The sequence below is a fragment of the Ruegeria sp. HKCCD7221 genome (assembly GCF_013031225.1).
Classification (GTDB): Bacteria; Pseudomonadota; Alphaproteobacteria; order Rhodobacterales; family Rhodobacteraceae; genus Ruegeria.
Genome location: NZ_WPZE01000001.1, coordinates 29,058 through 45,623, shown reverse-complemented (window position 1 = coordinate 45,623; position 16,566 = coordinate 29,058). Strand labels below are relative to the sequence as shown.

Here is a 16,566-nt window from a genome sequence, read left to right as displayed (position 1 = left end):
CTATATGCCGCGCCATGACAACGAACCCGCCGAACCTCCGCCCCGACCTGGCGCCTACCGCCCGGATCACTGATACGCCCCGTTCAAACCAGCCAACAATCGGCATTGTCTCTTTGGGCTGCCCCAAGGCCTTGGTGGATAGTGAACGCATCTTGACCCGCTTGCGGGCCGAGGGGTACGGGATTTCGCCCGATTATTCAGGGGCGGATGCCGTGATCGTGAACACCTGCGGGTTTCTTGACAGCGCCAAGGCAGAGTCGCTGGATGCCATCGGTGAGGCTCTGGTCGAGAACGGCAAGGTGATCGTCACGGGATGTCTGGGGGCCGAGCCGGACTACATCCGCGAGCACCACCCGCGTATCATGGCCGTCACCGGCCCGCATCAGTATGAACAGGTATTGGATGCAGTACATCAGGCGGTGCCGCCCGATCCCGACCCGTTCGTGGACCTGCTGCCTGCTGCCAGCGTGCAATTAACCCCGCGCCATTACAGCTATCTGAAAATTTCCGAGGGCTGTAACCACAAGTGCAAGTTTTGCATCATCCCCGATATGCGCGGCAAGCTGGCCAGCCGCCCGGCTCATGCTGTCCTGCGCGAGGCGGAAAAGCTCGTCGACAACGGCGTGCGAGAGCTGTTGGTGATCTCGCAGGACACCTCGGCCTATGGGCTGGATCGCAAATATGACGTGAACCCGTGGAAAGACCGCGAGGTACGCAGCCACATCACCGATCTGGCACGTGAGTTGGGGCAGTTCGATGCGTGGGTGCGCTTGCACTACGTCTATCCCTACCCGCATGTGCGCGAGTTGATTCCGCTGATGGCTGATGCGGGCTGCAGCGTGCTGCCTTATTTGGACATTCCGTTCCAACACGCCCACCCCGACGTTCTGAAACGCATGGCACGCCCGGCAGCAGCCGCCAAGACGCTAGACGAGATCGCCGCATGGCGCGCCACCTGCCCCGATATCACCCTGCGCTCGACCTTTATCGTCGGTTATCCAGGCGAAACCGAGGTCGAGTTCCAAACCCTTCTGGATTGGATGGACGAGGCACAGTTGGATCGCGTTGGCTGCTTTCAATACGAAAACGTTGATGGCGCTCGGTCGAACGATTTGCCGGATCACGTTCCAGCCGACGTCAAACAGGACCGCTGGGAACGCTTCATGGAAAAGGCGCAAGCGATATCCGAGGCAAAGCTGGCCGCCAAAGTGGGTCAGACACTCGACGTGATCGTGGACGAGGTGGATGACGAGGCTGCCACCTGCCGTACAAAAGCCGATGCACCGGAAATCGACGGCAACCTATTCATCGACGAGGCCTTCGAAAGCCTGAAACCCGGCGATATCGTTTCCGTCGAAGTGGACGAGGCTGGCGAATACGACCTATGGGGCAAGCTGGTCTGATCTGCTCACCCCAAGTCGTTGGTGCGTGAAACAAGTTTATTGGCGTTTTGCGCGCATATGGTGGATCATGATAGGGCAACCTGCTTTGTCGCCAGGAGGGTCCTTTGTCCAGTTTTAACGGCTTTGCCCCGAAGGTGTTCGCGCTTACCTTCATCGCCCAGCTTTGCGCCATGCCCGTTGTCGCAGATAGCAAAGGAACAGGCGGATTCATTTTCATCGGGTCCGACTCGGGCAGTCTGCACCTTCGCAGTAAGCATCAGGTCCATAGGCACTATGCCGCCCCGAAGGTGTATCAACGCAAGAACAAGCCTTCGGTGCATGGTCACAAATCCAGTGCGACAGGGATTGAATACACGGGAAAACCCAAGGCGCATTACCACAAAGGCCATCGCTACAAAGCCAAGTCAAAACGGTGCTACCACAAACCAGCAAAGCGGTATCACTACTCGGTCCACAGCCCCTTCAACCGTTTGTCTTCACCCTATTACATTCCGCAAAACTATGGCATTCGGCGTCGGTAACCGTGGCCGAAATCTGACTTCAGAACAGGCTGACAAGCCCGATAATCCACGCCACGCCTGCGGCAAGAGCCGTCAGCGCAACAGCGGCACTTGCCGCGTCTTTCGCCTGTCCCGCCAATACATTGTGATCCGTTGAAGTATGGTCCACTGCGCGTTCAACCGCCGTATTGAACAGCTCTGCCACCATCACCAAGACGCCCAACACAATAATAAGCGCACGCAGACCGTCGGACAGGGGCAAGAAAAGGGCCAGCACAATAGAAACGAGGTTGGACCATGCCCAAGCGCGAAACGAATACTCTTCCTTCCACGTCGCGGCCAAACCCTGCCAGCTCCAACGCGTGCGGTCTTTCAGACGAACAAAGAAATTTTTCATGGGCCCTCTGCTTTCAGACAGAGCCGACAGAAACCTGATGGAAGGCGACTAGGCAAGAAAAAACCGCCCGGAAAGGCGGTTGAACGTCGGGTGCAGGTGGCCCGAACATGGGCCACCTGCAAAATTCTTATTGTGCGACAGGGTTACAAACGGTCTGTCCGGCTTCGGTAGTTGCCAGTTCAGTACCTGCCGGGCAGCTCGGCGTGCCGAACTTGTCATACTCAGGTGTGATGTAGACTGGTGTAGGCTCTTCTTGCTGCGAGCATGCAGCCAGAATCAGGGCAATTGCGCTAACGGCAGCGAATTTAATTTTCATGTCCGTCGTTCCTCTATCAATTTTCTAGTATTGCCCTGAAATTCGGGGCTGTCCTAAAACTACGCCCTTCAAGGGTTTTTTGCAACAAAATCAATCACGAAAATGTGAAAGCGGCAAAACCATGCTGTCTGGTCGGCATGGATGGTCACCCCTACAGTTTTGCCAAAAGCGCCCTACAGTTGGGAAACACCTTTCGCAAACCACGGAGTAGCCATATGTCAAAAGCGCCAATTATCGCACAAAAAGCCCCATATCCTGTCGAGGTAACCGAGGGTAAAACCTATTTCTGGTGTGCGTGCGGCCAATCCAAGCGGCAGCCGTTTTGCGATGGCTCACACAAGGATACAGGCATCGAGCCAGTGAAATTCAACGCGGACGCAAGCAAGAAAGTGTTTTTCTGCGGCTGCAAACACAGCGCAAATCCGCCGCTGTGCGACGGTTCACACTCCAAGCTCTGACTACTTTTTCAGGGAGTTGAGTATATCAGCGTTGGCGCAGAACTTCGGCGCCGACTTTGCTGTGGTCTGACGTTCTGCCAGCCACGCCATGCACCGCTCACTGCACTGAGATGCGCGGCAGCGGGTGACCATTTCGGCGTACAAAGTGGGGGAGATCTGTTTGTCTGCGATCGCCTCGGTCAGTGACACGTCAAGACTTCTGGCCACGGACCGGGTCAGCCAGAAGTGCTTTTCAATGTCGCCCAGAACATCCTGCATCGTCAGCTACCCTTCGACTGCTGCGCCTTTAGTACCTCAAATCGCTTGTGATTGGGACATGTATTGGGGGGCTGTACTACACTGTCAGCTTTATCCAGCCAATCGGGACACTTGGCGGCCCACGTGCACCCCTGACAAGAGCGCACCATCTTGGCCCAGTCCTGCTGGGACAGCCGCCCCTGCCGGTGTGCGGCAACGACATCCGTGCCGGTTGCCTGTCCCATGCGCAGAACAAGACGCAGATGAGTCATAATGTGACCCAACCTTTGAATCACTTGTTCGCTTCTGGGATCAACTTGGCGAATAAGTCAGAGTTCCGACAATATTCTGGCGTCTTTTCCAGCCCCTCGGACCGCTCCATCAGGCTTTCGCAATGATCCGGGTTTGGGCACCCACTGCATCGAAGAACAGATTCCGAAATCTGGTCGATCGAGATTTCGCCGCCAAGCGCGGCTGCTTCCAGATCAACACCGATTTTCGTCGCCATGTTGTCTACCAAACCGGCGTGCCGCCTAAGCGTTTCTCGGCTGCGCATTCGACATCCTTTCCCTGACACGTGTAGGTCAGGATAGCCGATGCCGAACCGCAGACCTTTGACTCAGGTCAAGAGGGCGACGCGATATGATCGAGATAGGCGCGCGTGGCGTCCTGCACGCGACGAAAGCGGTCTCCGCCCAGTTTCTTGCCGCCATACCAGCGCGTGACGATGATCACATGACCTTCCAGTTCGGCACGCTCCATCATCCGCAGAATCACCATACCCGCACCACTTTCGCCATCGTCGGCCTTTAGTGCGCCGGTGGGCAGAACTGCGGCCCAAGTGTTGTGGGTGGCCTTGGCATAGCTCTTGTCAGATTTCAGCTCTTGCAGGACGGCGTCCACATCATCGCGCGTAGCCACAGGCGCGCCGGACACAGCGTATTTCGATCCGCGATCCGTCAGGATCACGCCCATGCATTCAATTGCGGTCATTGCGAAAGCCCAAGCTGTCTTGCGGTTTCCACAACGATCTGAACACGTTGCTCGTTGGGTGGATGTGTTCCCAGAAAACTGTCATCCGGGTCAGGCAAGCGGTCAAAATACTTGGCACCTATCAAAGGGTTGTACCCGGCCTTATACGTTATGACCGTGCCCAATTGATCTGCTTCCAGCTCGAAATCCTTGATGTAAACCTGTGCACCCACCTGAGCTCCCAATTTCTGAGCCTTTTCAACTCCGGCCCCGTCTGCCCCACCTAATCTGGCCAGTTCGCCAAAAATCTCGGCACTTTCCCGGGCGTTTACGGTTTGGCGCGGAATATGTCTTAGGATGTGATGCGCGGCCTCATGCCCCATGACAAAAGCCAATTCATCAGCGTTTTGCGCAGATTCGATCATGGAACGGGTAAAGATGATGACCGGTTGATTGTCTTCGTCCAGCGTCTGAAAAGCATTGGCCGGGGCCCGCGGGTTCAGATCAACCACAATCGTGAAATCGCAATTGGAGACATTCCCACGCCTGAGGCATTCTGATCTGGCCTGTTGCCCAATCTGTCGGCTGATCTCCTGAAAGGTCGCAGCCTCAACTTGAAAATCGTCCCTGTCCTGTTGCCACTCTTCCGCTGGCTGAACGCGTAAAGTGTCGGCAACGCAGGCCGTCAGCATCAGGGGAAGCAACAGTAAAGTCAGACGGCGCATGGATCATCCTTTGAAACGGTCATGCCGTTTTTCGGACCATAGCGCGGGACGTGAGGGACCGCCACAGCCTGAATGCGATTGAACGGGTTGCAATGCGGTTCGCCGCCCTTCACTGTTGGATCATGTTTTCGATTGAGCATGAATTCGACTCGACGGTGATCACTCTGGTGGACGAAGGCGCAAAGCCTCTGCAAGAGGATGTGGTCATCAATAATTTCGCTGAATGCGTGACGCTAGAGCAATTGGACCCGCGCACGGACAAGGTACAGAAGATTACTTTGTCCCCAGAACAGGTCCGGGATCTGGCGGCGGCGTTGGACTTACCCGAAGGGGTCTATCAAATCCACGAAACACCAGGTCAGGGTTCGTAGACAAATACCTTGTCCCGCGCCGCATGCCCGCGCGCCAGCAAAAATTGGGACGGCGCAACCCCCAACGCAGACGCATGAATGCGGCTCACCGCCTGATTTGCTTTGCCATTCTCAGGAAAAGCTGTGACGTGAATGCGGATGGACCCATTTTCAAACGTCATTCGGTCCGACGTAGATTTGGGGATGACTTTAGCCTCGAACCTAGCACCCGGCTTGGCCAGTCGGGTTAAGTCCGGCAAGGCGCGCGGTTTTGGTCTGGCCATTCCATCCTCCAATTCGCGAACATTCTTGCACGACCGGTAATTGAATGAAATTGATCTGGGAAACCAAGCCGGTTCCACTTGAAACCCGCCAGGTGTTCGACCAGATAGACACTGCCCATGTAAAGGAAGTTAACATATGTCCTTGAAAAATCCGGCCGCCTTGGAGTTTCTACAATCGCGCCGGTCCCGGCCTGCCAAAACTCTGAGCGCCCCTGCCCCGACCCGTGAACAGTTGCAGCCGCTTTTGACCGCCGCCGCGCGCTGCCCGGATCACGGCAAGCTGGAGCCATGGCGATTCATCGTGATCGAGAAGGGAGCAATGCCGCGATTGTCCAAGCTGACGCACGACCGGGGCGTGGCCTTGGGCAAGTCACCCGAGGACATCATTAAGGCGCGCAGCCAGTTCGAATTGGGCCATCTGGCGGTTGCCGTGATCGAGGTACAGAAGCCTTCAGAAAAAATTCCGGCGATTGAACAAACCTATTCGGCGGGTGCCGTGTGTCTGGGGCTTTTGAACGCCGCACTTGCGTCGGGCTGGGGGGCAAACTGGCTGTCGGGCTGGCAAACCCATGATCCGGATTTTTGCCGCGCCGCATTCGGGCTTGCAGATAATGAGCGCGTGGCGGGCCTGGTCCATATCGCAACCGAAGGTGTTGCCCCGCCTGAACGCCCCCGCCCTGATGTTGAGGCGCTGACAGAATGGGTTTCAGAATGATGATCCTGAACTCTTTTTTTGCGGCAATGGGTCAGATCGGAGACCCCAAGTTTCGCTCGGTCCTGTTTCGCGGTGTTGGTCTGACGATCGTCTTGCTGATTGCGGCCTGCGCAGCGGCGATCTGGCTGATCAACTGGTTGGCCAGTGGTGAGATTTCGTTGCCATGGATCGGGGCCGTCCCGTGGTTAAACGACCTGCTAAACTATTCGGGTATTTTTGTGGTTCTGGTTCTTCCGGTTTTCCTGATGATGCCGGTCGCCTCGGCCATTATCTCAATGTTTCTGGAAGAGGTCGCGCAGGCGGTCGAAGATAAACACTATCCGGCCCTGCCCTCTGTTCCCGGCATTCCGTTCAGCGAAGGGCTGCGCGATGCGATCAGCTTTATGGGCGTGCTGATTGTTGCCAACCTTCTGGCGCTGATCCTTTACGCCATCTTCACGCCGTTGGCCCCGTTTATCTTTTGGGCCATGAACGGGTTCTTGCTGGGGCGTGAATACTTCACTCTGGCCGCCATGCGCCGGATTGGGCGCGACGGCGCGCGCAAATTGCGCGCAAAACACTCGGCTACGATTTGGATGGCGGGGACGCTGATGGCGATCCCCTTGTCAGTACCGCTGGTGAACCTGGTGATCCCGATTATCGGAGCCGCCACATTCACCCATATCTATCACAAGCTGTCTACCTGAGGATCAGTTGCGCGGCTCCAACTGGTTCAACCAATCAAAGTCGCGCACCGAGATTACGCCTGAGATGATGATCCCCGCGATGATCGCCCAGAGCACCACCGAGACACCGGTGGTGATCCACAGCTTTTTCTTCATGTGATGCACTTCCGGGGCACCCGCGTGTGTGCCCGGAACGATCTCACCGAGATCGCCCTGCGTCTTGATGCGGACCGGCAGCACGACCAACAGCGTCATGAACCAGATAACGGCGAACAGAACCAGTGCAGCAGTGATCGTCATGACAGCCTCGCTTGGGTTAGACCTGTTCTAGTTCGACCAGACAGCCGTTAAAGTCCTTGGGGTGCAGAAACAGCACCGGCTTGCCATGCGCACCAATCTTGGGCTCACCCGAGCCCAGTACCCGCGCGCCGGTTTCCTTCAGGTGGTCGCGCGCGGCGATGATATCTTCAACCTCATAGCAGACATGGTGGATGCCGCCTGCGGGGTTCTTTTCCAGAAACCCGTTGATCGGGCTGTCTTCGCCCAATGGGTAAAGAAGTTCGATCTTGGTGTTTGGCAGCTCGATGAACACGACCGTTACACCGTGATCGGGTTCGTCCTGCGGTGCGCCAACTTTGGCCCCCAGTGCGGCGCGATACTGTTCGGACGCGGCCTCAAGGTCCGGTACGGCAATGGCGACGTGGTTCAGGCGACCAATCATGGAATTCTCCTATGTTCTGCGTTGCAGCGGTTTATGAGGGCAGTTCGGCCAAAGAACAAGTGCGCCAAATTGCCGTTAACGTGGTGTTAGCCAGAAGTTCCTAGCGTGAGGCATCTGCTGATTAGGAGTTCTGCCATGGACGATTCGAGCCACCTTGCCTCTCCCGCGCAGCCGACCGCCACGCGGCCTCTGCTGGGTCAAACAATCCTGGTTGTCGAGGACAGCCGTTACGCCTGCGACGCTATCCGGCAGATGTGCCTGCATTCCGGCGCGCGTATTCGTCGGGCGGATTGTCTGAAGTCGGCCAGACGGCACCTGCAAATCTACCGGCCGTCCGTCATCCTTGTGGACATGGGGCTACCCGACGGGTCCGGGGCCGAGTTGATTGCCGAACTGGTAGAAGCGACCCCGCGCATCGGTGCCATTCTGGGAATGTCGGGGGATGATCGCACCCAAAGCACAGCATTGGAAGCGGGCGCTGACGGCTTTTTGGCAAAGCCGCTAAAGTCGCTAGCTTATTTCAAAACCTCGATTTTGGAACGCTTACCGCGAGACCGCCGCCCAAACAGCCTCCACGCCGTTCGGGATGAGGTGATCATCCCGGACCCGATGGCCTATCAGGATGACATGGCCCATATCGCCGATGTCCTTGCTGGCCCGAACGATCACCGCACGCTGGATTATGCGGCTCAGTTCCTGCGCGGCGTCGCTCAGGACGCGGATGACGCGGTGCTTGCCGACGCAGCCCGGAAACTTGCCACATCCCGGGCCGAAGGAACCCCAGTCACCGCGTTGGCTGCGCAGGTGGCCGGGATCGTACAGTCCCGGCTTGAACAGCGTGAGGCGATCTGAATGGCCGTTGCCTATTTCGTGACAGCCACCGTCTTGTGTCTTTGGATGTACCTGCAAACACGCGCAGCAGCACGAAAGATAAGGCTGGCGCGGGACGAGCTGACCGACCCGGTCAAAAGGACCGGGCGGCTGTAGCAACAGTTCTATGGTAAGTTCGGACGTCAACCCGCCACACGGTCGGCGACGGGCTGCTTCTTATTCCTGAGGGATGATCCGCAGACCCAGTTCCATCAACTGATCCGACGTCGGGTCAGAGGGCGCGTCCATCATCAGGTCTTCGGCGCGCTGGTTCATCGGGAACATCATAACCTCGCGGATGTTGGCCTCATCTGCCAGCAGCATCACGATCCGGTCGATGCCCGCAGCACAACCACCGTGCGGCGGCGCGCCATAGTGGAACGCATTGAACAGCGCACCAAAGCGGGATTTCACTTCATCCGCGCCATAGCCAGCCAGTTCAAAGGCTTTCAGCATGATCTCGGGCTTGTGATTCCGGATCGCGCCCGAGACCAGCTCGTACCCGTTACAGGCCAGATCGTATTGATACCCGCGCACGTCCAGAGGGTTGCCGTTCAGCGCTTCCATCCCGCCCTGCGGCATCGAGAACGGGTTGTGTTCAAAGTCTATCACGCCGGTTTCTTCGTCCTGCTCATAGATCGGGAAATCGACGATCCAGGCAAAGGCAAAGCGGTCCTTTTCGGTGAGGCCAAGTTCGTCGCCAATCACATCACGGGCCTTGCCTGCAACCTTTTCAAAGGCTTTCGGCTTGCCGCCGAGGAAGAATGCTGCATCGCCGACGCCCAGACCCAGTTGCTGACGGATCGCTTCGGTGCGTTCGGGGCCGATGTTCTTGGCCAGAGGGCCAGCGGCCTCCATCCCTTCGCCCTGATCGCGCCAGAAGATGTAACCCATCCCCGGCAAGCCCTCTTTCTGGGCAAAGGCGTTCATACGGTCACAGAACTTGCGGCTACCGCCAGTCGGCGCTGGGATGGCGCGAATTTCGGTGCCCTCCTGCTCCAACAGCTTTGCGAAAATCGCAAAGCCAGACCCGCGGAAGTGGTCGGAGACCACTTGCATTTTAATCGGGTTCCGCAGGTCGGGCTTATCGCTGCCATACCACAGCGCCGCGTCCTTGTAGGAGATCTGCGGCCACTCCTGATCGACCTTGCGGCCACCGCTGAATTCCTCGAACACGCCTGTCAGCACGGGCTGGATTGTATCGAACACGTCCTGCTGCTCGACAAACGACATCTCAAGGTCAAGCTGGTAGAAATCGGTGGGCGACCGGTCGGCGCGCGGGTCTTCATCGCGGAAACAGGGCGCGATCTGGAAATATTTGTCGAAGCCCGACACCATGATCAGCTGTTTGAATTGCTGCGGTGCCTGCGGCAGCGCATAGAACTTGCCCGGATGCAGGCGCGAGGGTACCAAAAAGTCACGCGCGCCTTCGGGCGACGAGGCGGTGATGATCGGCGTCTGATATTCACGGAAACCCTGATCCCACATGCGGCGGCGCATCGAGGCCACAACGTCCGAGCGCAGGGTCATGTTCTGCTGCATCGCCTCGCGGCGCAGGTCCAGATAGCGATAGCGCAGGCGGGTTTCCTCGGGGTATTCCTGATCGCCGAACACCATCAGCGGCAGTTCGTCGGCAGCACCCAGCACTTCCAACTCGCGCACGTAAACCTCGATCTCACCCGTGGGCAGTTTCGGGTTCACCAGATCGGCGTCGCGCGCTTTGACGGTGCCGTCGATGCGGATACACCATTCCGAGCGGACCTTTTCCAACTCGGCAAAAGCAGCGCTGTCACCATCGCATAGAACCTGCGTTACGCCGAAATGGTCGCGCAGGTCGATAAACAGCACGCCGCCGTGATCTCGGACACGATGCACCCAACCGGATAGGCGGACAGTTTCACCGACATTGGCGGCGGTCAGAGCGGCGCAGGTGTGGCTGCGATAGGCGTGCATGGATCATATCCCTTCGGGCGCAGAATTCGTCGCGCCGATACACCCTGTCAGGCTTGGAAAGTCAAGGCGGGTCAGCCCGTCAAAACGGCCTTTGCACGTTGCCCGAGTAGAAATAGATGCCCAGACCCGCCGCAAAGATGATGTTCCCCGCAATCGCGTGCAACAGCACCGCGTAGTAAAACGAGCCGCGCTTGCGATAGGCCCATGTGAACAGCAGCCCGCCGCCAAAGGTCATGATGGCAACGATCCAGCTCCAATACATAAGGTGAGCCAGTGAAAACAGGGACGCATTCAGCAGGTAAAAGGCACGGCCATCCGGCAGGATCGCGTGGTAACGGCGGCAAAACAGAACGCGAAACAGCAATTCCTGTGGCAATGCCGAGACCACTGGATAGAAGGTCCAGATGACGATCAGAAACTCGGGCCGGTTGCGTAGCAGAAAGAATGCGGCGTCGGGCCTTGTGGCCATTACAAGGGCGCTGCAAAACAGCGTCATCGCGACGGCAAAAACTGCCACTTCGCCCCAGGACCAGTTTCGCCAGTTATACCGCAGCTCAGCCCAGGCGAAACCCGGCGTGAAATGCAGCAATACGATGCCTAGCCCCGTAAAGCCAAACAGGGACGGGAACATCCAGTTGGGCGGGAAAAACACCGCGATCAACACCGGTACAGCAATGAAGAATAGCCCAAATTCCAATCGCAACCGCATGTGCGGTGCCGCGCTGTTGGCCCAATCAATTTGTTTGCTCACGGTTATGCCAACTCCGCCCGGATCAGACCACGCAACGAATTGCCCATATAGAATTTTGTTGCGTTTTTCAGGTCGGTCAAGGTCAGGGTGGCTTCGGTAACCTGTTTATTACCAAGCAATTCTTCGCGCAGGATGCCCGGCAGCACGCCACTGGACAGTGCGGGCGTCAGGCGACGGCCGTCGGGCATATCGACAAACAGGTTGGTGATAGTGCCTTCACACAGCTCGTCACGTTCGTTCAGGAAGAGCAGTTCATCGACCCCGTTGGGCAAGGCCGCGCGGGCGGCGTCGTAAACCACGCGCTGTGTGGTTTTGTGCTGCAACCAGATATCGGACGCGCACAAACGAGGCTCGGCAACCGCTACCTCCCAAACAGATGGATTGTCGGCCAGTGCACCGGTGGTCACCTCCAACTGCCCGTCTGCAGCCAGATTTAACCTGCAGCGCAGCGGGGACGCGCCTACAACCGTATCAAGTGTTTCAACTGCCAGCCCACCGTCGAATGGAATACCAAAAGCGCCGGCCGATCGCGCCATACGGGCCAAATGGCGATCCCGTCGCACAAACCCTTGCCCCGGCCGGAAGGCCAGCGTTTCGATTAAGCGGAAGTCAGGGTCATCTGGCGGGCGAAGCGGGCTTTCCATAGCGCCTCCTCATATTCTGACGGGGCGGTGCTGTCCCAGACGACACCGCCACCCACGTTTAAGGTCGCTTTGCCATCCTCGACCATCAACGTGCGGATTGCCACGTTGAATTCCGAACGCCCATCCGGCGCGGCCCAGCCAATCGCGCCGCAATAGATATCGCGCGGCCAAGGCTCGAGGTCAGACAGAATCTCCATCGCGCGGATCTTGGGCGCGCCGGTGATCGAGCCGCAGGGGAACAGAGCCATCAAGATATCCGACAACTCTGCCCCGAGATGCAGTTGCGCCTGCACGAGTGAGATCATCTGATGCACAGTCGCGTAGGTTTCGACCTTGAACAATTCGGGCACCTTGACCGAACCGGGCATCGCCACGCGGCTGATATCGTTGCGCAGCAAGTCGACGATCATCAGGTTTTCGGCACGGTTCTTGTCGTCACGCGATAGGAAATCACGACGGAAGGCATCTTCCGCCATATCTTCGCTTCGCGGCTGGGTACCTTTCATCGGCCGGGTCTCGATCATCCGATCGGCATCCGTTCGAAAGAACAATTCGGGTGAGCGGCTAAGCAAGTCGGGCAAGCCGTCCTGCTGCACAAGCGCGCCATGGCCCACAGACTGCCCCTCGGTCAGCGCAGCATATACGTCGGCGCTGTCGCCCTCGACCGTCAAATCAATCGGAAAGGTCAGGTTGGCCTGATAGATGTCGCCTGCGCCGATAGCATCGTGCACCTGTTGGAACGCGCGCGTGTATCGTGCCTCGTCCCAGCGTGGTTCAAACCCTGTCATTCCGCCCCGGTTGGCGGGCAGATCGGTAGAGCGCGGTGTGTCATACACCCCGAAACACAGCAGCGGCAAACGTCGAGCTTGGGGCATCCGGTCCGCAAGGCGCGGCTCTAGCGCATAGCCCAGTTCGTAACTGGCATAGCCTGCCAGCCACGCCCCACCCATGCGCGCGCCATCCAGCGCCGCCAAAGCCTGGGGCACCTCGTCCGCAGTATCAGCGCGGATCACGTCTGTTGGCCGGTCGAACGTTGTCCCCTGCCCGGCCGGGCCCTGATCAAAACGAATACGCAAGTGCATCCTCATTTGCCGTGCTGCGCGGTATAGAGAATACGGCGCTAAGGGAAAGAGGGGAAAGCGGCAATTTTGCCCCCGTTTCCGATACCCCTTGAACCTTTTCGCGCGGTCCCTATAACGCAGGACAATTTGGGCGCTCGGGGGGTGCCCTGACTCGCGAACAATCGAAGGAGCATGGCCATGCCCAAAAGAACCGACATCCAGTCGATCATGATCATCGGGGCCGGCCCCATTGTTATTGGTCAGGCCTGCGAATTCGACTATTCCGGTGCGCAAGCGTGTAAAGCGCTGCGGGAAGAAGGGTACCGGGTTATTCTGGTGAACTCAAACCCGGCCACGATCATGACCGATCCCGGGCTAGCGGATGCGACTTACATTGAGCCGATCACCCCCGAAGTTGTCGCCAAGATCATCGAGAAAGAGCGCCCTGACGCGCTGCTGCCTACCATGGGCGGGCAGACCGGGCTGAACACCTCGCTGGCGCTGGAAGAGATGGGCGTGCTGGACAAATTCGGCGTCGAGATGATCGGCGCAAAACGCGACGCCATCGAGATGGCCGAAGACCGCGCCCTGTTCCGCGAGGCGATGGACCGGCTGGGCATCGAAAACCCCAAGGCCGAGATTGTCACCGCCCCCAAAGATGCGGATGGCAAGAAAGACCTTGAGGCTGGTGTTGCGCTGGCACTGGAAACGCTGGAAACGGTTGGTCTGCCCGCCATCATTCGCCCGGCTTTTACACTGGGCGGCACTGGCGGCGGCGTAGCTTATAACCGCGAGGATTACATTCATATCTGCCGTACAGGCATGGATGCGTCCCCCGTGGGTCAAATCCTGATCGACGAAAGCCTGCTGGGCTGGAAAGAATATGAGATGGAGGTGGTGCGCGACACTGCCGACAACGCCATCATCGTGTGTTCCATCGAAAACGTCGACCCGATGGGTGTGCATACGGGTGACTCGATCACCGTGGCCCCGGCGCTGACGCTGACTGACAAAGAATACCAGATCATGCGCAACCACTCGATTGCCGTGCTGCGCGAGATCGGGGTTGAGACCGGCGGATCGAACGTGCAATGGGCGATCAACCCCGTCGATGGCCGCATGGTTGTGATCGAGATGAACCCCCGTGTGTCTCGCTCGTCCGCGCTGGCCTCCAAGGCGACCGGCTTCCCGATTGCCAAGATCGCGGCCAAGCTGGCCGTGGGCTATACTCTGGATGAGTTGGACAACGACATCACCAAGGTCACGCCCGCCTCGTTCGAGCCGACCATTGACTATGTCGTGACAAAAATCCCGAAATTCGCGTTCGAGAAATTTCCCGGCTCGGAACCCTACCTGACCACCGCAATGAAATCGGTGGGTGAGGCGATGTCCATCGGCCGCACGATCCACGAATCGATGCAAAAGGCGCTGGCCTCGATGGAATCGGGCCTGACCGGGTTTGATGAAATTGAAATCCCCGGCCTGAACGTGGATCTGTGGGACGAAGCGGACGACAAGGCCGCCGTCATCAAGGCTATCAGCCAGCAGACACCCGACCGCCTGCGCGCCATCGCGCAGGCGATGCGTCATGGTTTGACCGATGATGAAATCTTCGGTGTCACCAAGTTTGACCCGTGGTTCCTGGCCCGCATCCGCGAGATCATCGACGCCGAGCGTCAGGTCCGCGCGGATGGCCTACCGGTGACCGAAGATGGCATCCGCAAGCTGAAAATGCTGGGCTTCACCGACGCGCGTTTGGGCAACCTGACTGGTCGGGATGAGGATAACGTCCGCCGCGCCCGCCGTAATCTGGGCGTCAACGCTGTGTTCAAACGCATCGACACCTGTGCCGCCGAGTTCGAGGCGCAAACGCCTTATATGTACTCGACCTACGAGGCCCCGATGATGGGCGAGGTCGAATGTGAGGCACGCCCGAGTGACCGAAAAAAGGTTGTCATCCTCGGCGGTGGCCCCAACCGGATCGGTCAGGGGATCGAGTTTGATTATTGCTGCTGCCACGCGTGTTTCGCGCTAACCGAGCAGGGCTATGAAACCATCATGGTCAACTGCAACCCCGAGACAGTTTCTACCGACTATGACACCTCGGACCGCCTGTATTTCGAGCCGCTGACCTTTGAACACGTCATGGAAATCCTGACGAAAGAGCAGGAAAACGGCACGCTGCACGGCGTCATCGTTCAGTTCGGCGGTCAAACGCCGCTGAAACTTGCCAACGCGCTTGAGGCCGAAGGCATTCCGATCCTCGGTACGACGCCGGATGCGATTGACCTCGCTGAAGACCGCGAACGGTTCCAGGCGCTGGTCAACGATCTGGGTCTGAAACAGCCCAAGAACGGCATTGCCTCGACCGACGAACAGGCGTTGGAGATCGCGGACGAAATCGGTTTCCCGCTGGTGATCCGCCCCTCTTACGTTCTGGGTGGTCGCGCGATGGAAATCGTGCGCGATATGGAGCAGCTTAAGCGCTATATCAACGAGGCCGTTGTGGTCTCGGGCGACAGCCCCGTTCTGCTGGACAGCTATCTGGCGGGTGCGGTTGAGCTGGACGTCGATGCGCTGTGTGATGGCACCGACGTGCACGTTGCGGGCATCATGCAGCATATCGAGGAAGCGGGCGTGCATTCGGGCGACTCGGCCTGTTCGCTGCCGCCCTACTCGCTGTCCAAGGATATCCTCGACCAGATCAAGGGTCAGGCGTTCAAACTGGCCAAGGCGCTGAACGTCGTCGGCCTGATGAACGTGCAGTTCGCGATCAAGGACGGCGAGATCTACCTGATCGAAGTGAACCCTCGCGCCTCGCGCACCGTGCCATTCGTCGCCAAAGCCACCGACAGCGCGATTGCGTCGATCGCCGCGCGCATCATGGCTGGTGAAAAACTGGCAAGCTTCCCGATGCGCCCGGCGTACAAAGAGGGTCAGGACACCAAGATTGCGGACCAGATGACACTGGCCGACCCGGACATGCCGTGGTTCTCGGTGAAAGAGGCAGTGCTGCCCTTCGCCCGCTTCCCCGGCGTCGATACGATCCTTGGCCCCGAAATGCGATCGACTGGTGAGGTTATGGGCTGGGACCGCGACTTCCCGCGCGCCTTCCTCAAGGCGCAGATGGGGGCCGGTATGGTGCTGCCGTCCGAGGGCCGGGCATTTATCTCGATCAAGGATGCCGACAAGACGCCCGCAATGCTTGAGGCAGCGCAGGTACTGACCGAACAGGGCTTCTCGCTGGTCGCAACCCGCGGCACGCAGTCATGGCTGGCAGAACAGGGCGTGGCCTGCGACGTGGTCAATAAGGTCTATGAAGGTCGCCCCGACGTGGCGGACATGCTGAAAGACGGTCAGGTGCAGTTGCTGATGAACACCACCGAAGGCGCGCAGGCGGTCGAAGACAGCAAGTCTATCCGCTCCATCGCGCTCTATGACAAGATCCCCTATTTCACCACAGCGGCCGCCAGCCATGCAGCAGCTTTGGCAATCAAGGCGCAGGCCGAAGGCGATGTCGAGGTCAAATCGCTGCAAGGCTGAC

At 58.4% G+C, this 16,566-nt stretch carries 23 protein-coding genes; 9 read left to right on the top strand and 14 right to left on the bottom strand.

What is annotated here, in order from left to right; translation table 11 throughout:
* The first annotated feature begins 14 nt into the window (after nt 1-14).
* Entirely contained in the window at nt 15-1,403 is a 1,389-nt protein-coding gene (gene rimO / locus GOX73_RS00265) for a 30S ribosomal protein S12 methylthiotransferase RimO (RefSeq protein WP_171122283.1), read from the top strand.
* A gap of 104 nt (nt 1,404-1,507) precedes the next feature.
* Complete coding sequence (locus GOX73_RS00260) at nt 1,508-1,924, top strand: hypothetical protein (protein WP_171122281.1); 417 nt, start codon at nt 1,508-1,510, stop codon at nt 1,922-1,924.
* A 19-nt stretch (nt 1,925-1,943) separates the two neighbouring features.
* Here the strand turns inward: GOX73_RS00260 and GOX73_RS00255 are convergent, their stop codons facing one another.
* Nucleotides 1,944-2,300 carry a diacylglycerol kinase gene (locus GOX73_RS00255; RefSeq protein WP_171120333.1) on the bottom strand — a complete coding sequence of 119 codons (357 nt, stop codon included), beginning with the start codon at nt 2,298-2,300 and terminating at the stop codon, nt 1,944-1,946.
* A 127-nt stretch (nt 2,301-2,427) separates the two neighbouring features.
* A complete protein-coding gene (locus GOX73_RS00250) occupies nt 2,428-2,616 on the bottom strand; it encodes a hypothetical protein (RefSeq protein WP_171120330.1) in 189 nt (62 codons plus the stop codon).
* 215 nt (nt 2,617-2,831) lie between these two features.
* On the opposite strand from GOX73_RS00250, the gene GOX73_RS00245 reads away from it, so the two are divergent.
* Nucleotides 2,832-3,074 carry a CDGSH iron-sulfur domain-containing protein gene (locus tag GOX73_RS00245; RefSeq protein WP_171122278.1) on the top strand — a complete coding sequence of 81 codons (243 nt, stop codon included), beginning with the start codon at nt 2,832-2,834 and terminating at the stop codon, nt 3,072-3,074.
* On the opposite strand, the gene GOX73_RS00240 is transcribed toward GOX73_RS00245, so the two are convergent.
* The 5 genes from GOX73_RS00240 to GOX73_RS00220 all read right to left on the bottom strand — a co-directional run bounded on the left by GOX73_RS00240 (nt 3,075) and on the right by GOX73_RS00220 (nt 5,008).
* Nucleotides 3,075-3,332: a DUF6455 family protein gene (locus GOX73_RS00240; protein WP_171122276.1), complete on the bottom strand. Its 258-nt coding sequence runs from the start codon at nt 3,330-3,332 to the stop codon at nt 3,075-3,077. It lies immediately after the preceding gene.
* A 2-nt stretch (nt 3,333-3,334) separates the two neighbouring features.
* Nucleotides 3,335-3,607: a DUF6455 family protein gene (locus tag GOX73_RS00235; RefSeq protein WP_371808554.1), complete on the bottom strand. Its 273-nt coding sequence runs from the start codon at nt 3,605-3,607 to the stop codon at nt 3,335-3,337.
* Entirely contained in the window at nt 3,604-3,867 is a 264-nt protein-coding gene (locus GOX73_RS00230; protein WP_171120322.1) for a DUF6455 family protein, read from the bottom strand. Before GOX73_RS00230 ends, GOX73_RS00235 begins: the two co-directional genes overlap by 4 nt.
* 68 nt (nt 3,868-3,935) lie before the next feature.
* Nucleotides 3,936-4,304 carry a YigZ family protein gene (locus GOX73_RS00225; RefSeq protein WP_171120320.1) on the bottom strand — a complete coding sequence of 123 codons (369 nt, stop codon included), beginning with the start codon at nt 4,302-4,304 and terminating at the stop codon, nt 3,936-3,938.
* The gene (locus GOX73_RS00220) at nt 4,301-5,008 is read right to left on the bottom strand and encodes a M48 family metallopeptidase (RefSeq protein WP_171120319.1); all 708 of its coding nucleotides are present in this window, start codon (nt 5,006-5,008) and stop codon (nt 4,301-4,303) included. The genes GOX73_RS00225 and GOX73_RS00220 overlap by 4 nt, the downstream gene beginning before the upstream one ends.
* Before the next feature lie 122 nt (nt 5,009-5,130).
* Here GOX73_RS00220 and GOX73_RS00215 point away from each other — a divergent pair, with 122 nt between their 5' ends.
* Nucleotides 5,131-5,379 carry a hypothetical protein gene (locus GOX73_RS00215; RefSeq protein ID WP_171121670.1) on the top strand — a complete coding sequence of 83 codons (249 nt, stop codon included), beginning with the start codon at nt 5,131-5,133 and terminating at the stop codon, nt 5,377-5,379.
* Here GOX73_RS00215 and GOX73_RS00210 read toward each other — a convergent pair.
* Nucleotides 5,367-5,642, bottom strand: coding sequence for a DUF167 domain-containing protein (locus GOX73_RS00210; protein ID WP_171120317.1), 276 nt, complete (start codon nt 5,640-5,642; stop codon nt 5,367-5,369). The genes GOX73_RS00215 and GOX73_RS00210 overlap by 13 nt on opposite strands.
* A 136-nt stretch (nt 5,643-5,778) precedes the next feature.
* Here GOX73_RS00210 and GOX73_RS00205 point away from each other — a divergent pair, with 136 nt between their 5' ends.
* Together GOX73_RS00205 and GOX73_RS00200 are read left to right on the top strand one after the other, a co-directional pair.
* The gene (locus tag GOX73_RS00205; RefSeq protein ID WP_171122274.1) at nt 5,779-6,357 is read left to right on the top strand and encodes a nitroreductase; all 579 of its coding nucleotides are present in this window, start codon (nt 5,779-5,781) and stop codon (nt 6,355-6,357) included.
* Nucleotides 6,342-7,043 carry an EI24 domain-containing protein gene (locus GOX73_RS00200; protein WP_254429091.1) on the top strand — a complete coding sequence of 234 codons (702 nt, stop codon included), beginning with the start codon at nt 6,342-6,344 and terminating at the stop codon, nt 7,041-7,043. Before GOX73_RS00205 ends, GOX73_RS00200 begins: the two co-directional genes overlap by 16 nt.
* A gap of 3 nt (nt 7,044-7,046) precedes the next feature.
* Here GOX73_RS00200 and GOX73_RS00195 read toward each other — a convergent pair whose 3' ends face one another.
* Together GOX73_RS00195 and mce are read right to left on the bottom strand one after the other, a co-directional pair.
* Nucleotides 7,047-7,322, bottom strand: a complete 276-nt coding sequence (locus GOX73_RS00195; RefSeq protein WP_171120311.1) for a DUF1467 family protein — start codon at nt 7,320-7,322, stop codon at nt 7,047-7,049.
* Nucleotides 7,323-7,338: 16 nt separating this feature from the next.
* The gene (gene mce, locus GOX73_RS00190; protein ID WP_171122272.1) at nt 7,339-7,743 is read right to left on the bottom strand and encodes a methylmalonyl-CoA epimerase; all 405 of its coding nucleotides are present in this window, start codon (nt 7,741-7,743) and stop codon (nt 7,339-7,341) included.
* A gap of 135 nt (nt 7,744-7,878) precedes the next feature.
* Between mce and GOX73_RS00185 the strand changes: the two genes are divergently transcribed.
* On the top strand, nt 7,879-8,595 hold the full coding sequence (locus GOX73_RS00185; protein ID WP_171134747.1) for a response regulator: 717 nt from the start codon (nt 7,879-7,881) through the stop codon (nt 8,593-8,595).
* A complete protein-coding gene (locus tag GOX73_RS20880; protein ID WP_256367660.1) occupies nt 8,596-8,730 on the top strand; it encodes a hypothetical protein in 135 nt (44 codons plus the stop codon). It abuts the gene before it with no gap.
* 60 nt (nt 8,731-8,790) lie between these two features.
* Here the strand turns inward: GOX73_RS20880 and aspS are convergent, their stop codons facing one another.
* The 4 genes from aspS to GOX73_RS00165 form a co-directional block, all read right to left on the bottom strand.
* The gene (aspS, locus tag GOX73_RS00180) at nt 8,791-10,566 is read right to left on the bottom strand and encodes an aspartate--tRNA ligase (protein ID WP_171122268.1); all 1,776 of its coding nucleotides are present in this window, start codon (nt 10,564-10,566) and stop codon (nt 8,791-8,793) included.
* 79 nt (nt 10,567-10,645) lie between these two features.
* The gene (locus GOX73_RS00175) at nt 10,646-11,317 is read right to left on the bottom strand and encodes a CPBP family intramembrane glutamic endopeptidase (RefSeq protein ID WP_171134746.1); all 672 of its coding nucleotides are present in this window, start codon (nt 11,315-11,317) and stop codon (nt 10,646-10,648) included.
* Nucleotides 11,318-11,319: 2 nt separating this feature from the next.
* Nucleotides 11,320-11,961 carry an aminotransferase class IV family protein gene (locus GOX73_RS00170; protein WP_171122264.1) on the bottom strand — a complete coding sequence of 214 codons (642 nt, stop codon included), beginning with the start codon at nt 11,959-11,961 and terminating at the stop codon, nt 11,320-11,322.
* Nucleotides 11,916-13,043 (bottom strand): aminodeoxychorismate synthase component I, encoded by a 1,128-nt coding sequence (locus tag GOX73_RS00165; RefSeq protein ID WP_171122262.1) that lies wholly within the window; start codon nt 13,041-13,043, stop codon nt 11,916-11,918. The genes GOX73_RS00170 and GOX73_RS00165 overlap by 46 nt, the downstream gene beginning before the upstream one ends.
* Nucleotides 13,044-13,220: 177 nt before the next feature.
* On the opposite strand from GOX73_RS00165, the gene carB reads away from it, so the two are divergent.
* On the top strand, nt 13,221-16,565 hold the full coding sequence (carB, locus tag GOX73_RS00160; RefSeq protein ID WP_171134745.1) for a carbamoyl-phosphate synthase large subunit: 3,345 nt from the start codon (nt 13,221-13,223) through the stop codon (nt 16,563-16,565).
* The last annotated feature ends 1 nt before the right edge of the window (nt 16,566 follow it).